The organism is Bradyrhizobium sp. MOS003 (assembly GCF_003020125.1).
In the GTDB taxonomy this organism is placed as follows: domain Bacteria; phylum Pseudomonadota; class Alphaproteobacteria; order Rhizobiales; family Xanthobacteraceae; genus Bradyrhizobium.
Genome location: NZ_PYFW01000001.1, coordinates 236139 through 250053, shown reverse-complemented (window position 1 = coordinate 250053; position 13915 = coordinate 236139). Strand labels below are relative to the sequence as shown.

14 protein-coding genes are annotated in these 13915 nt (G+C 62.8%); 7 read left to right on the top strand and 7 right to left on the bottom strand.

The genetic code is table 11. From position 1 onward, the window contains the following. The first annotated feature begins 151 nt into the window (after window positions 1–151). From C7G42_RS01220 to C7G42_RS01210, 3 genes are read left to right on the top strand one after another with little or no spacing between them, the layout of a single operon-like run. Window positions 152–775 (top strand): DUF2585 domain-containing protein, encoded by a 624-nt coding sequence (locus C7G42_RS01220; RefSeq protein WP_106947297.1) that lies wholly within the window; start codon window positions 152–154, stop codon window positions 773–775. A 49-nt stretch (window positions 776–824) separates the two neighbouring features. Beyond that, on the top strand, window positions 825–2129 hold the full coding sequence (gene hslU / locus C7G42_RS01215) for an ATP-dependent protease ATPase subunit HslU (RefSeq protein ID WP_106947296.1): 1305 nt from the start codon (window positions 825–827) through the stop codon (window positions 2127–2129). A 28-nt stretch (window positions 2130–2157) separates the two neighbouring features. After that, window positions 2158–3282: a hypothetical protein gene (locus tag C7G42_RS01210; RefSeq protein WP_106947295.1), complete on the top strand. Its 1125-nt coding sequence runs from the start codon at window positions 2158–2160 to the stop codon at window positions 3280–3282. On the opposite strand, the gene C7G42_RS01205 is transcribed toward C7G42_RS01210, so the two are convergent. Genes C7G42_RS01205 through C7G42_RS01195 form a run of 3 tightly spaced genes read right to left on the bottom strand, consistent with a single transcriptional unit; the run spans window position 3279 to window position 6101 of the window. Next, complete coding sequence (locus C7G42_RS01205) at window positions 3279–3869, bottom strand: Smr/MutS family protein (protein ID WP_106947294.1); 591 nt, start codon at window positions 3867–3869, stop codon at window positions 3279–3281. The genes C7G42_RS01210 and C7G42_RS01205 overlap by 4 nt on opposite strands. After that, on the bottom strand, window positions 3866–5416 hold the full coding sequence (gene mltA, locus C7G42_RS01200; RefSeq protein WP_199580588.1) for a murein transglycosylase A: 1551 nt from the start codon (window positions 5414–5416) through the stop codon (window positions 3866–3868). Before mltA ends, C7G42_RS01205 begins: the two co-directional genes overlap by 4 nt. Then, window positions 5394–6101 carry a Tim44/TimA family putative adaptor protein gene (locus tag C7G42_RS01195; RefSeq protein ID WP_106947293.1) on the bottom strand — a complete coding sequence of 236 codons (708 nt, stop codon included), beginning with the start codon at window positions 6099–6101 and terminating at the stop codon, window positions 5394–5396. The genes mltA and C7G42_RS01195 overlap by 23 nt, the downstream gene beginning before the upstream one ends. A 411-nt stretch (window positions 6102–6512) precedes the next feature. Between C7G42_RS01195 and secB the strand changes: the two genes are divergently transcribed. Then, a complete protein-coding gene (gene secB / locus C7G42_RS01190; protein ID WP_106947292.1) occupies window positions 6513–6995 on the top strand; it encodes a protein-export chaperone SecB in 483 nt (160 codons plus the stop codon). Here secB and dnaQ read toward each other — a convergent pair. Genes dnaQ through C7G42_RS01170 form a run of 4 tightly spaced genes read right to left on the bottom strand, consistent with a single transcriptional unit; the run spans window position 6992 to window position 9812 of the window. Continuing rightward, complete coding sequence (gene dnaQ / locus C7G42_RS01185) at window positions 6992–7705, bottom strand: DNA polymerase III subunit epsilon (protein ID WP_106947291.1); 714 nt, start codon at window positions 7703–7705, stop codon at window positions 6992–6994. The two genes, secB and dnaQ, sit on opposite strands and share 4 nt — an antisense overlap. 27 nt (window positions 7706–7732) lie before the next feature. Beyond that, window positions 7733–8332, bottom strand: coding sequence for a dephospho-CoA kinase (coaE, locus tag C7G42_RS01180; protein ID WP_106947290.1), 600 nt, complete (start codon window positions 8330–8332; stop codon window positions 7733–7735). A gap of 23 nt (window positions 8333–8355) precedes the next feature. Beyond that, window positions 8356–8964: a Maf family nucleotide pyrophosphatase gene (locus C7G42_RS01175; protein ID WP_106947289.1), complete on the bottom strand. Its 609-nt coding sequence runs from the start codon at window positions 8962–8964 to the stop codon at window positions 8356–8358. Window positions 8965–8972: 8 nt separating this feature from the next. Continuing rightward, complete coding sequence (locus C7G42_RS01170; RefSeq protein WP_106947288.1) at window positions 8973–9812, bottom strand: pyruvate, water dikinase regulatory protein; 840 nt, start codon at window positions 9810–9812, stop codon at window positions 8973–8975. Window positions 9813–10273: 461 nt separating this feature from the next. Between C7G42_RS01170 and hemJ the strand changes: the two genes are divergently transcribed. The 3 genes from hemJ to mnmE all read left to right on the top strand — a co-directional run bounded on the left by hemJ (window position 10274) and on the right by mnmE (window position 13884). Next, window positions 10274–10708, top strand: coding sequence for a protoporphyrinogen oxidase HemJ (hemJ, locus tag C7G42_RS01160; protein WP_106947286.1), 435 nt, complete (start codon window positions 10274–10276; stop codon window positions 10706–10708). A 246-nt stretch (window positions 10709–10954) separates the two neighbouring features. Then, window positions 10955–12220, top strand: coding sequence for a transcription termination factor Rho (gene rho / locus C7G42_RS01155; protein ID WP_008133567.1), 1266 nt, complete (start codon window positions 10955–10957; stop codon window positions 12218–12220). Window positions 12221–12531: 311 nt separating this feature from the next. Next, a complete protein-coding gene (gene mnmE / locus C7G42_RS01150; protein WP_106947285.1) occupies window positions 12532–13884 on the top strand; it encodes a tRNA uridine-5-carboxymethylaminomethyl(34) synthesis GTPase MnmE in 1353 nt (450 codons plus the stop codon). The last annotated feature ends 31 nt before the right edge of the window (window positions 13885–13915 follow it).

Below are 13915 nucleotides of genomic sequence, written 5' to 3'. Positions count from 1 at the left end.
TGCGGGAGAGGTCGGCGCGAAGCGCCGGGTGAGGGTTTACTCCTCTGGGGGAATCCCTCTGCGGAGACAGCTTTCTCCCGCAGGCGGGAGAGAGATGCGCAGCGCCGCTGTGGTTGCCGCGACGGCTTCTCGCTGCGATGATGCGCGTACGATGACCCTTGCCCACACCACGAAGCAACACACCACGACTGCGATCCCCCCAGCCTACTGGGTCGGCATCGCGCTGCTCCTGCTGGCGCTGCAGGCCGCGATTCTGTTCGCGATGGGGCGGGTGCCGATCTGCACCTGCGGCTATGTCAAGCTGTGGCACGGCGTGGTGAACAGCTCGGAGAATTCCCAGCACATCGCCGACTGGTACACCTTCTCGCACGTGCTGCACGGCCTCCTGTTCTACGGGCTGACCTGGCTATTGTTCGTGCGCCTGCCGTTCCTGCCTCTCTCCTGGCCGGCGCGACTGATCATCGCCATGCTGATCGAAGGCGCCTGGGAGATCGTCGAGAACTCGCCCTTCATCATCGAGCGCTACCGCGCCGGTACGATCTCGCTGGATTATTTCGGCGACAGCATCGTCAATTCGGTCTCTGACAATTTGTCCATGGTGCTCGGGTTCCTCGCCGCACGCGTGCTGCCTGTCAGCGTGACGATCCTGCTCGGACTCGCCTTCGAGCTCATGCTGGCGCTGCACATTCGCGACAATCTGACACTCAACATCCTGATGCTGATCCATCCGATCGAGGCCGTAAAGCAATGGCAATCCGGCCCGCCCATCATCTGACGCAAAATCCGGCTTGTCCTACCCCGCATCTGACCCTAGCTAAGGTCCCATGACAGACTTCTCTCCCCGCGAAATCGTTTCCGAACTCGACCGTTTCATCGTCGGCCAGGCCGATGCCAAGCGCGCCGTCTCGATCGCGCTGCGCAACCGCTGGCGGCGGCAGCAGCTCACCGGCTCCTTGCGCGAAGAGGTGCTGCCGAAGAACATCCTGATGATCGGCCCGACCGGCGTCGGCAAGACGGAAATTGCGCGGCGACTCGCCAAGCTTGCGAATGCGCCGTTCCTCAAGGTGGAAGCGACCAAATTCACCGAGGTCGGTTATGTCGGCCGCGACGTCGAGCAAATCGTGCGCGATCTCGTCGAGGTCGCGATCGCCCAGGTTCGCGAGAAGAAGCGCAAGGACGTGCACGCCCGCGCGCAGCTCGCCGCCGAGGAACGTGTGCTCGATGCGCTGGTGGGGGCCAACGCCTCTTCCGCGACGCGCGAATCCTTCCGCAAGAAGCTGCGGGCCGGTGAGCTCAACGACAAGGAAATCGAGGTCGAGACACAGTCGTCCGGCAGCGGCATGCCGATGTTCGAAATCCCGGGCATGCCGGGCGCGCAGATGGGCGCGATCTCGATCGGCGATATCTTCGGCAAGCTCGGCGGTCGCAGCAAGACGCGGCGGCTGACGGTCGAGGGCTCGCATGAGATCCTTGTCAACGAGGAGTCCGACAAGCTGCTGGACACCGATCAGCTGACGCTGGAGGCGATCAACGCGGTCGAGAACAACGGCATCGTGTTCCTCGACGAGATCGACAAGATCTGCGCGCGCGAAGGCCGTGCCGGCGGCGACGTCTCGCGCGAGGGCGTGCAGCGCGATTTGCTGCCCTTGATCGAGGGCACTACCGTCTCGACCAAGCACGGCGCGGTGAAGACCGACCACATCCTGTTCATCGCCTCCGGCGCCTTCCACGTCGCCAAGCCCTCTGACCTGCTGCCGGAATTGCAGGGCCGCCTGCCGATCCGCGTCGAATTGCAGGCGCTGACCCGCGACGACATGCGCCGAATCCTGACCGAGCCCGAGGCCTCGCTGATCAAGCAATATGTCGCCTTGATGCAGACCGAGGGCGTGGCGCTCGATATCACCGACGGCGCCATCGACGCGCTCGCCGACGTCGCGGTCGCCGTCAATTCCACCGTCGAAAACATCGGCGCGCGGCGGCTGCAGACCGTGATGGAGCGGGTGCTGGACGATATCTCCTTCACCGCTCCCGACCGCAGCGGCGAGACCGTCAGGGTCGATGCGGATTTCGTGCAGAAGCACGTCGGCGGCCTCGCCAAGAACGCCGATCTGAGCCGGTTCATTTTGTAATTTGGAGCGGTCACGCTATTGATGCGGCGTGACCGTACGCATCCTGCAAAATCCCTGGCGGCTCCTGCTGGTAATCAACGCGGCGGTGATCGCCGGCGTGTTCGTCCACAAGATCCAGCTGCCGCCTTACGTCCCCTATATCCATCTCCTGGTCGACTACCATTTCGGCTTCATCAAGCGCGCACTGATCGGGGCGATCGTCGCGCTGTTCACGGACAAGGTGCCGGTCTGGCTCGTGTTCGCGATCGGCGGGGTGACCTGGCTGGTGACGCTGGCGCTCTACGCAAGGCTGTTTCAGAAGAGCTTTGGCTTCACCGCGAAAACGCTGCCGCTGTTCGTCTTCATCGCGGGCTCGCCGTTCTTCCTGAAGAACTTCATGCACACGCTCGGCCATTTCGACATCTATGGCTGTGCGCTGGCGATCATCCTGCTGCTGATGCCGGCTGGCTCATTGCTGTTCGTGGCAACGGCAGCATTGTTCTCGATCGCTCTCGTCCTGATCCACCACATTCATCTGCTGATGTATGTGCCGACGATCGTCACCATCGTGGTGATCAGGCACTATCTCGCATGCGGACTCAACCGCGGCAATGTCGCCTTCGGCATCGCCGCACTTGCCATCGTCGCGGTACTGTTCTTTGCGGCCCAATTCTTGGGAACGATGCCGGTCCCTGAAGCCGACTTCGTTGCGTACCTGAAAACGCGGATGGCCGATCCGTCGCGAACCGATCTGCTGCAATTCGCCTATATCTGGTACCAGCCGCTGGCCAAGGAAATCTCGGACACCTGGGCCCGCCTGCCGCACAACATCCTCGGCGTGCCCGTGTTTGCGCTGCTGATCTGGCTGCACACGCCGCTGTGGCGCTTCTTCGGAAACCTGATCGGCGCGCTCGCAAGCGAGACGCACCGCCGCCTCGTGCTCGCGGCGCTGATCGGTGTCAGCCTCGCTTACCTCGTGATGTTCGCGATGGTGTTCGACTATTCGCGCTGGATCTCGAACTGGGCGGTCTGCATGTTCCTGATCCTGCACGCGGTGAAGATGCTGCCGGCCAAACATGAAGCGCCGCTGATCCCGGCCGAGGATCGGAACACCAGCATCTTCGGCCTGATCCTGACGCTGATCCCGCGCGTCGGAATCATCCGGCCGTTCTAGAACCTCGCCCGCCTGATCCGCACATACAGCGCGCCCTCGCCGCCATGACCGATATGGGCCGTCTCGAACCCGACGACGAAGCTGCGGAATTCCGGCAGGCTCAGCCATTCCGGCACCTGACGGCGCAGCACGCCGCTTTCGCCGCCGCTGCGGCCCTTGCCGGTGATGATGAGCACGAATGTCAGGCCGTCGTGATGGGCGCGGTGCAGGAAGCCGGTCAAAGCGCGATGCGCGCGGGTCTGGGTCATGCCGTGCAGATCGAGTCGCGCCTCGATCTCGCTGCGGCCGCGCGAGAGTTTCGTCCGCTCGCGCTTGCCGAGCGGCGCCAGGGGCGGGACGGCCGGTTTTGCCGCGCGCGGTGCCGGTGCAGCCGCAACCGGCCGTGGCGATGACGCAGGCCGCGTGACCGGTGTTGCGGGCGAAGGCTCGGTGCTTGGAGCGGCATGCGCCTTCGCCGCGCGGTGCTTCCTCAGCGGCTTGACCTGTTTAGCAACGCCCTCCCACAGCGCGCGCTCCTCCTCGCTCAGCGCGCGGCGGCGCGGCGAGGGGCGAGGCTCCAGCACGGGCGGACGGGACGATCGCTTCATTGCTGCCGATGGGGACGCTTCTTCGCTGGCCGCTGCGGTTCGCGATCGGCCTCGATCACCGGACGCGGCGCCGGCAGCGGGACTGGACCCGCGATGGCGACCGTGTCGCTCTTGCTCTCCGCGGGGCCGGCCGCGGCGGCCGGCTTCGCCGTTTCCTTCCCAGGATCGGTTTGCGGAAACAGCTTTGCGATTTTCTCCGAGGGACGCGGATCAGGCACCGGCAGCCGCGCAGCTCGCGCCGAGGGATCGAGGCCCTTCGGCACCAGCATCACGAAATGCATGGGATGGCGCAGCCGACCGGAGACGCGGCCGGCTTCCTGCCCGGCGCCGAAAAAGAGATCGGCGCGCGCGGGACCGATGATGGCCGAGCCGGTGTCCTGCGCGATCATCAGCCGATGGAACGGCGTCTTGGCGCGATCGGATTCGATCGGCAATTCGCCCTCGATGAAGAACGGCGTCCCGTAGACATGCAGCGACTTGTCGACGGCGATGGAGCGTCCGGCGGTCAACGGAATGCCTTGCGCGCCCACCGCCTCGTCCTTGTCGGAGAGGTTGACCTCTCGGAAGAAGATGTAAGCGCGGTTCGCGCGGCGCAGCTCCTTGGCGCCATCAGGATTCTGCGTCATCCATTCCCTGATCTTCTGCATCGACATCTCTTCCCGGGGGATGATGCCGCGCTCGATCAGGATGCGACCGACGGCGGTGTAGGGATAGCCGTTATAGGCGTCGTAGTTGAGTCGAACCGAGCTGCCGTCGTCGAACTTGATCCGCGCCGAGCCTTGGATCTGCGCGAACAGCAGATCGGTCGGATCCTTCAGCCAGGCGATCTCGAGCCCGCGGCCGGCGATTTTGCCGTCCTCGATCTCGCCACGGTCGTAATAGGGCACCAGCTTGCGGCGGCCGATCTTGCGATAGACCGGGCCCTTGTTGGGCAGGCTGACGGAGTCCTGTTTGTAGCCGCGCACGAACAGGTTCGAAGGGCGGCGATAGACCGGCACGTTGAAGACGTCGGTCGGCGTACGCGATCCCTCCAGCACCGGCTCGTAATAGCCGGTGACGAAGCCGTCGGGCTCGCCGAGGCGGGAGATTCGCAGCGGCGCGAAATTCTCCTCGAAGAAGGTCTTTGCTGTGGCGTCGTCAGCGAGCTCGAGCGACTTCGCCGCCCGGCAAGGTTCGCTCAGCGAGCCTCCGATTGCTTTTGATTCGGCCTTCGGCTCAGTCGCGCCGTTTTGTGCATTGATCGGCTTGCAGCTGGCGCGAAACGTCTTGTAGGCCGCAAGGTGATTGTCATCGCTCCAGCCCTTCACGTCCGCCCAGGCCAGCGGCAGATATTGCGCGCCCGGTATTTCGAACGGCAGCGGCAGCTGCGGGTAGGGCAAGGCCCGCGCCGGAGCAGCGGGCAATTGCGGGGTATGATGGTGATGGCTGCGATAGTGGCGCCGCGCCGCTTCGGCGCCGAGCGAAAACGAGGACAGCGCGACGACGCCTGCGCAAAGCGCGGTCGCGCCGGTCTTCAGAAAGACCTTAATTCGCGCTTCCGGTGCCAACCAGCTTCCAGTTCGGATCGCGGGAGGTGATGTCGCGGGCGAAAGTCCAGATGTCGGTGATGTCGGCAACCGTGTCGGCGCTGCCGTCGACGATGTTGCCGGCCTTGTCTCTTGTCGCCGAGATCATCTGCGAGACGAAGCGGATCGTGAGCTGGGCGGTCCGGTCGCGCAGCTCGGCGCCGACGAGCTCGGCCTTGTCGATCGAGACGAAGCGGGTCTCGGTCTTATGCTCTTTCGTCTCGCGTTCCTTGATTGCGGCCTCGAAGCTGTCATAGACGTCCGGCGACAACAGGTCGCGCAGCGCGCGGCGGTCGCCATTGGCAAAGGCCAGCACGATCATCTCGTAGGCACCCTTGGCGCCCGAGATGAAATGACGCGGGTCGAACGTGGAATCCTTCTCGACAATGGCGTCGAGGCCTTGCGCCAGTGCGGTGCCCGGCTCCGTCAGGCCCTTCCAGCGATCGGACGGCGGGGTCGGCTCGGCCGTCGGCGCCAGCGGGGCCTGGTCAATCACCTTGCCCGGCATGGTCACGACGTTGTTGTCCTGGGCACCCCCCAGCGCATTGCGGGCGGCGGTCCGATCGAACGGCGGCCGCTCGTTTCCGGTCCGCTGCCCGAGCACGCTGCGCAGCCGCAGAAAGATGAAGACCGCCAGCGCCAGGAAGATGATGGTGTAGATGTCCACGTCGGATTCGCTTTCTGGTCTTTGCTCTGAGTCTACGCTTTGGGGTCGTCGCCGGGAAAATCAATCCGGCCAGTAGACCGTTCCATACGGAAACGGCAAGTCTACATCACCATTTTAGGTCCGCGTCAGGTCCGTGGGATGTAGGCACGAAATCTTGCCCGGCCAATGGCGCCTTTTGGCACAGCACCGAGTGTAGCGCGTTTTATGCTTAAGGGGAAACCCGATCCTGCCCGGAAATCGCGCATCTTCAATCATTTAAGGCGAAGTTTCGCGGAAAGGGCCGGATCGACGCTGCAGTTGCGGCGCGGCCGGAATCCCGCCTCCGGGACCGTTCGTCCTTGTGGAATGAGGCGGCCCTATGTTAGCCAACCGCCGCGAAATTCAGCCCAAATCGGGTAAGGAGAGACTCTCATGACCAACGGTAACGGCACCCCTCCCGAGGCGGCCCAGGCTCCCCAGCTCAACGTGCTGGCGCAATATACCAAGGACCTTTCGTTCGAGAATCCGAACGCGCCCGGCTCGCTCCAGCAGCAGAGCCAGCCCCCCCAGATCAACATCCAGATCAATGTCAGCGCCAACAACCTCAGCGAACAGGAGTTCGAGGTGACGTTGTCGGTGGAGGGCAAGGCCGAGACCGCGGGCAAGATCATGTTCTCGTTCGAGCTCGCCTATGCCGGCGTGTTCCGCATCGCCAACGTGCCGAAGGAGAACCTGCATCCGCTGGTCATGATCGAGTGTCCGCGTCTGCTGTTCCCGTTCGCCCGCGAGATCATTGCGACGGCGGTGCGCGACGGCGGGTTCCCGCCCCTGATGCTGGATCCCGTCGACTTCGTCGGTCTCTATCGTCAGAACATGGAGCGGCAAATGGCCGCTCAGCCGAGCGGCCAGGCCTAACCAGCCGGAGGAGCTGGAGCGGGCAAAAACTCGTTCCAGATCGCCTTGTCGCCGAGCGTCGCGATAAAGGCCCGGTGGGCCTCGCGCTCAGCATCGGAAACCCGCGGCGCAAGCGGCACCAGCCGTTGCCGCCGCGGCGCATCGCCAGCCGCATTGACGCGAATCTCCTGAGCGTCCGAAGCCAGCAGCAGCTGCGACTGCCGCGCCCCGACCAGATCGACATAGACCTCGGCCAGCAACTCGGCGTCCAGCAGGGCGCCGTGCTTGGTGCGGCGTGAGTTGTCGATCGCATAGCGTGAGCAGAGATCGTCGAGCCGGTTGGACACGCCGGGATGCTTGCGGCGCGCCAGCAGCAGCGTATCGACCAGCCGTTCGCGCGGGATCGCCGCGCGCTTGATCCTGTCGAGCTCGGCATTGATGAAGCCGATATCGAAGGAGGCGTTGTGGATCACCAGCGGCGCATCGCCGATGAACTCCAGGAACGCATCGGCGACCTCATGGAATAGCGGTTTGGTCGACAGAAATTCGGCCGACAGCCCATGCACCGCAAAGGCTTCCGCCGGCATGTCCCGTTCAGGATTGATATAGACGTGGTAGGTCTGTCCCGTCGGCATGCGGTTGAGCATCTCGACGCAGCCAATTTCGACCAGGCGATCACCGCGAAGCGGATCGAGGCCGGTGGTTTCGGTATCGAGAACGATTTCGCGCATGATCGGAAGGCCGAGTAAGACGGCGAATCAGGTCCGCCGCTGCGGCATCTTAACCACCTCGGCCAGGATGTGGGCGATTTGCGCGCGCACCGGTTCAAGTCCGTGCGACGTATCCACCACGAAATCGGCCCGCTTGCGCTTCTCGGCGTCGGGCGTCTGCTTGGCGATGATGGCATCGAGCTTGGCTTCGTCCATGGTGCCGCGCGCCAGCACCCGCTCACGCTGGAGTTCCGGCGAGGTCGAGACCACGACCACGGCGTCCACGCGCTTCTCGCCACCGGTCTCGAAAAGCAGCGGAATGTCCAGCACCACGACGGGCGCCTTGGCCGCTTCCGCCTCGGCGAAGAACTTGTGCCGGGACGCGCCGAGCATCGGATGGACGATTTGCTCGAGCTGCTTGATGGCCGCGGGATCATGCACGACGCGCGCCGACAGTTTTGGCCGGTCCACCTTGCCGTGCACGGTGGTACCGGGAAAGGCAGCCTCGATCGCGGGCGCCGCTTCGCCTTCATAGAGCTGATGCACGGCGGCATCGGCATCGTAGACGGGCACACCGGCCTCCGCGAACAGTTTCGCGGTGGTGGATTTCCCCATCCCGATCGAACCGGTCAGTCCAAGGATCCGCATCAGCGCCCAGCCCTGTCTGTCATTCACACGGCAACTAGCCGTTCGCGTCGCAGGAACGCAAGCAGCGGCAGCAGCGGCAGGCCGAGAATGGTGAAATGATCGCCCTCGATCCGCTCGAACAGATGGATGCCCAGGCCTTCGAGCTGATAGGCGCCGACGCTGGTGGTGACGGCGTCGCCGGCAGCGTCCAGATAGGCTGAAAGCTCGTCCTCGGTCATCTCTCGCATGGTCATGCGGGCAACCGAGACGTCTTCGAAAACGACCTGGCCACCATGCGCCACGGCCACGGCGGAATTCAGCTCATGGCTATTGCCGGCGAGAGCGCGCAATTGCACCAATGCCTGCGGACGGCCCGCGGGCTTGTTGAAAAGACGATTGCCAAGAGCCAAGGTCTGATCGGCCCCGATCACGTAGCTCCCGGGATAACCGGCCGAGATCGCTTTGGCCTTTTCGCGCGCCAGCAGCAGAGCGATCTCGCGCGGATTTGAAAGCGCTGAAGCCAGTTGAATGCCGCGCTCGTCGATATCGGCGGTAACAGCCTTGAACTCCAGCCCGGCATTGGACAACAGCATTTTCCGGGCACTGCTTTGCGAGGCCAGGATCAACGGATGTTTGCCGAGCCACAGACCCATCGCAAAGACTATCCGGAAGGCCGGTTGCGCTGGCGATCGCTGTAGAGCTTCATGATCGCCGCCGCGGTTTCCTCGATCGAGCGACGCGTGACGTCGAGCAGCGGCCAATCGTGCTTGGCGCTGAGCTTGCGCGCAAACGCGACCTCCTCGGTCACCGACTGCCTGTCGGTATAGGTCTCGTTGCCGGAGTCGGACCCCATCGAGAGCAGGCGATTCTGACGAATCTGGATCAGGCGTTCCGGCGTCGCGTGCAGGCTGACCACCAGCGGCCGCGTCAGCTTCCCCAATTGCTCCGGCACAGGAATGCCGGGCACCAGCGGCACGTTGGCCGTGCGGATGCCGCGATTGGCGAGATAGATCGACGTCGGCGTCTTCGAGGTGCGGGACACGCCGACCAGGACGACGTCGGCATCGTCGAGACCTTCGACATGCTGACCATCATCGTGGATCATGGTGTAGTTCAGCGCGTCGATGCGCTTGAAATATTCCGCATTGAGGACGTGCTGGGCGCCGACGCGGCCTGTGGTCGCAGCTCCGAGATAGGCTTCGAACAGCTGCATCACCGGCCCGATGATCGACAGGCTCGGAACATTGATCCCCTTGCACTTGTCCTCGAGCCTGGAGACCAGATCCTTCTCCAGCAGCGTGAACAGCACGATCCCCGGCGCTTCCTCGATCTCGTCGAGCACGCGGTCGAGCTGCTTCTGGCTGCGCACCAGCGGATAGACATGCTCGACGGGGGTGACGTTGGCATATTGCGCAGCGACGGCGCGCGCCACCGTGATCAGCGTCTCGCCGGTCGAGTCTGACACGAGGTGCAGATGGAAATAATTGCTCGAGGTCGGCACAAAAACTCTTTGTATGAGGACGGTGTGGTTTGTGGATTTCTGTGGACCTTAACCCCTCGGAAAGCGTTGTGCGACACCGGGGGCGGGACAAGTGCCAATTTTCTTCACACCACTGCCCGTCAGAACAACTCCGCCGCCTCGCGATATCGGAAGTGGGATTGGGCGGACAAGCCCCTTGATAGGCTGCGGATAAAGCTGCGCAAGCCTTTGAGTCCGGACTATTTATCGGGTTCGACGGGAACCATCCGGGACATGTTGATGGATGTGAACAAGCGCGCGTGATCGCGCGGACAGAATTTCATGAGTCCTATCCACGGTCACATAGACTCAAACCTTAAGAATCTAAGATTCTTTTATTGGAGAAGGTCGCTCCAGAGAGATATGTGTGCAGGTGAGACCTTAACGAGTTCTTACTATCCCCAGACTGCCGGAAGGCTGGGCGAAAAAGGTGGACGCCGGGAATGTTCGAAGACGTCTATCTCTGGATCAAGGCTCTGCATGTAATCGCGGTCATTTCCTGGATGGCCGGCATGCTCTATCTGCCGAGGCTGTTCGTTTATCACTGCGAGGCTGAGATCGGCTCGAAGCAGTCGGAAACGTTCAAGATCATGGAACGCCGGCTGCTCAAGGCGATCATCAACCCCGCCATGATCGTCACTTGGCTCGCCGGGCTCTACCTTGCGTGGTCCGGCCACTGGTTTCCATTCGGCTGGCTGCACGTAAAACTGGCAATGGTCCTGGCGATGTCGGGGGTCCACGGCTTTTTTTCCCGCTGGGTCAAGGACTTCGCCGCCGACCGGCGTCCGCGGACCCAGAAATTCTATCGGATTATCAACGAGGTGCCGACCATTTTGATGATCATCATCGTCGTCATGGTGATTGTGAAGCCGTTCTAGGCACAGCGCTGCGAAACGCTCAGCGCTTCGGCTTGCGGAGTGGCGAGCGATTTTCTATATTGTCGATATCCCACCCAACGCAGGCGGATGTGGTTGTGTCTGAGCTTTCCAGAGGCCGGACACCGCATCAGGTTTGAAGCCTCATCGGCACTTAACCTTGCCAGACCTGCGGACCTTACCTTCTCGCGTCCGCATTTCAGAGCCTCCTCGCACCCCCTCCCAAGGTTACCCCACAGGACCACCCCAATGCGGGAAATTAAACTCGAAGACCTCAAGTCCAAAACGCCGGCCGAGCTCGTCTCGTTCGCGGAGGAGAATGGGGTCGAGAATGCCAGCACCATGCGCAAGCAGGAACTGCTGTTCGCCATCCTCAAGCAGCTCGCGCTCGCCGAGACCGACATTGTCGGCCAGGGTGTCGTCGAGGTGCTCTCCGACGGCTTCGGCTTTCTCCGCTCGCCCGATGCGAACTATCTGCCGGGCCCGGACGACATCTACGTTTCGCCGTCGCAGATCCGACGTTTCGGCCTGCGGACCGGCGACACCATCGAAGGTCACATCCGCAGCCCGAAAGAGGGCGAGCGCTATTTCGCGCTGCTGAAGGTCAATACGCTCAATTTCGAGGACCCGGAAAAGGCCAAGCACAAGGTCAATTTCGACAACCTCACGCCGCTGTTTCCGAATCAGCGTTTCCGCATGGAAATCGACGATCCGACGCGAAAAGACCTTTCTGCAAGGGTGATCGACATCGTCGCGCCCATCGGCAAGGGCCAGCGCGCACTGATCGTGGCGCCGCCGCGCACAGGTAAAACCGTGCTGATGCAGAACATCGCGCATTCGATCACGCACAACCATCCCGAATGCTATCTGATCGTGCTGCTGATCGACGAACGTCCGGAAGAAGTCACGGACATGCAGCGCTCGGTGAAGGGCGAGGTCGTGTCCTCGACCTTCGACGAACCCGCGGTGCGTCACGTCCAGGTCGCCGAGATGGTGATCGAAAAGGCCAAGCGCCTGGTCGAGCACGGCCGCGACGTCGTGATCCTGCTCGATTCGATCACCCGCCTCGGCCGCGCCTACAACACCGTGGTTCCCTCATCCGGCAAGGTGCTGACCGGCGGTGTCGACGCCAATGCGTTGCAGCGGCCGAAGCGTTTCTTCGGTGCCGCGCGCAACATCGAGGAGGGCGGCTCGCTGACCATCATCGCGACCGCGCTGGTCGATACCGGCAGCCGCATGGACGAAGTGATCTTCGAAGAGTTCAAGGGCACCGGTAACTCGGAGCTAATCCTGGACCGCAAGGTCTCGGACAAGCGCACCTTCCCGGCGATCGACATTTCGCGCTCCGGCACCCGCAAGGAGGAGCTCATCACCGATCCGCAGGTCCTCAAGAAAATGTACGTGCTCCGCCGCATCCTCAACCCGATGGGCACGATGGACGCGATCGACTTCCTGCTCGACAAGCTGCGCTCGACCAAGAGCAATTCGGAGTTCTTCGACTCCATGAACACCTGAGTGCAGTGCAGCAATCAGTTAGAGGGCGCCTTCGGGCGCCCTTTTTCGTTGTGCGGCTTGGTTGCGGCGAAAGCGCAGCATAGAGCTGTGTCGAAGCGCAGATCCGAGCTTCAAGGAAGACGTTGATGAAACTACATAATTATTGACAGGATCTGGCAGATATCCTCGAAGCGGGCGAGGTTTTTCAGCAGATGGCCGGGATTATATTGCAATGCAGCATGATCTTTGCTGCGGCAAAGGCGCAGCAAAACGGACCGCCGGGTCAAGGAAAGGTCCGTTTGCCTTTTCGTCGCCAGCCGGACAAATAGGCCATGCATCCGCAAGACCAGACCATCTTTGCGCTGTCGTCCGGCCGGACGCCGAGTGCGATCGCCGTTGTGCGCGTCTCGGGTCCGCAAGCCGGCTTGGCACTGACGACCTTGGCGGGGAAGCTGCCGGCGCCGCGGCAGGCCAGTCACCGCCTGCTTCGTGGCGGCACGGGTGAGCCGATCGACGATGCGGTTGTGCTGTGGTTTCCAGGTCCGGCCAGCGCGACCGGCGAGGACATCGCCGAATTCCACGTTCATGGCGGCCGCGCCGTGCTCTCGGTGCTGTTTTCCGAAATTTCTTTAATTCCGAATATTCGAGCTGCCGAGGCGGGCGAGTTCACCCGGCGCGCCTTCGAGAACGGCAAGCTTGATCTCACCGAAGCCGAGGGCCTCGACGATCTCATCCACGCTGACACGGACCGCCAGCGTCGCCAGGCGCTGCGGCAGCTACAAGGCCTGCTCGGGGATCGCGCCCGCGACTGGCGCGAGCGCGTCATCGAGGCGTCGGCGCTGATCGAAGCCGGGATTGATTTTTCCGATGAGGGCGATGTGCCGGCGGAGCTGAGGGCGCCGGCGATCAAGGCGATCGAAACGCTGCACGGTGAAATCACAAAAGCCCTCGCGGCACAGGGACATTCTGAACGCCTGCGCGATGGCCTCGTGGTTGCCATCGCCGGTGAGCCCAATGTCGGCAAGTCGACGTTGATCAATCAGCTCGCACGCCGCGAGGTCGCAATTGTCTCGCCGCATGCCGGCACCACGCGTGACGTTATCGAGGTCCAGCTAGATCTCGATGGATATCCCGTCACGGTCATCGACACCGCCGGTATTCGCGAGACGGACGATCCGGTCGAGCAGGAGGGCGTTCGTCGCGCGCGAACGCGGGCCGAGGGTGCCGACCTCGTGCTGTGGCTGGTGGAGGGGGAGCAAGCGGTCGATGCGGGCGCGATGCGCTCCCTTTGGAAATCCGGGGACAGCGATCGGTTAGAAGGATCGGTCTGGATCGTCCGCAACAAGATTGATCTCGTGGCTGGCGGTACCAGACCGAGCGGTGAGTTCGGGATCTCGGCGAGGCGTGGCGATGGCATCCCCGAGCTGGTCGACGCGCTGGTGACATTCGCGTCCGAGTTTTTCGGAGCCACCGAGGGCGCAGTCGTGACCCGGGCCCGCCAGCGCGACATGTTGAACCGGGCATCAGAGAGCTTGCGCCGGAGTCTGGACCTTGTAGAAGACGGCGAGGAGCTGGCGGCCGAGGAGCTGCGCGCCGCGGCTCATGCCTTGGGTCGGCTGCTTGGCCGAGTGGACGTCGAAGACGTCTTGGGCGCGATTTTTCAGAAGTTCTGTATCGGAAAGTAGAACTAGTTCTTGATTGTAGAACTAGCGCTTG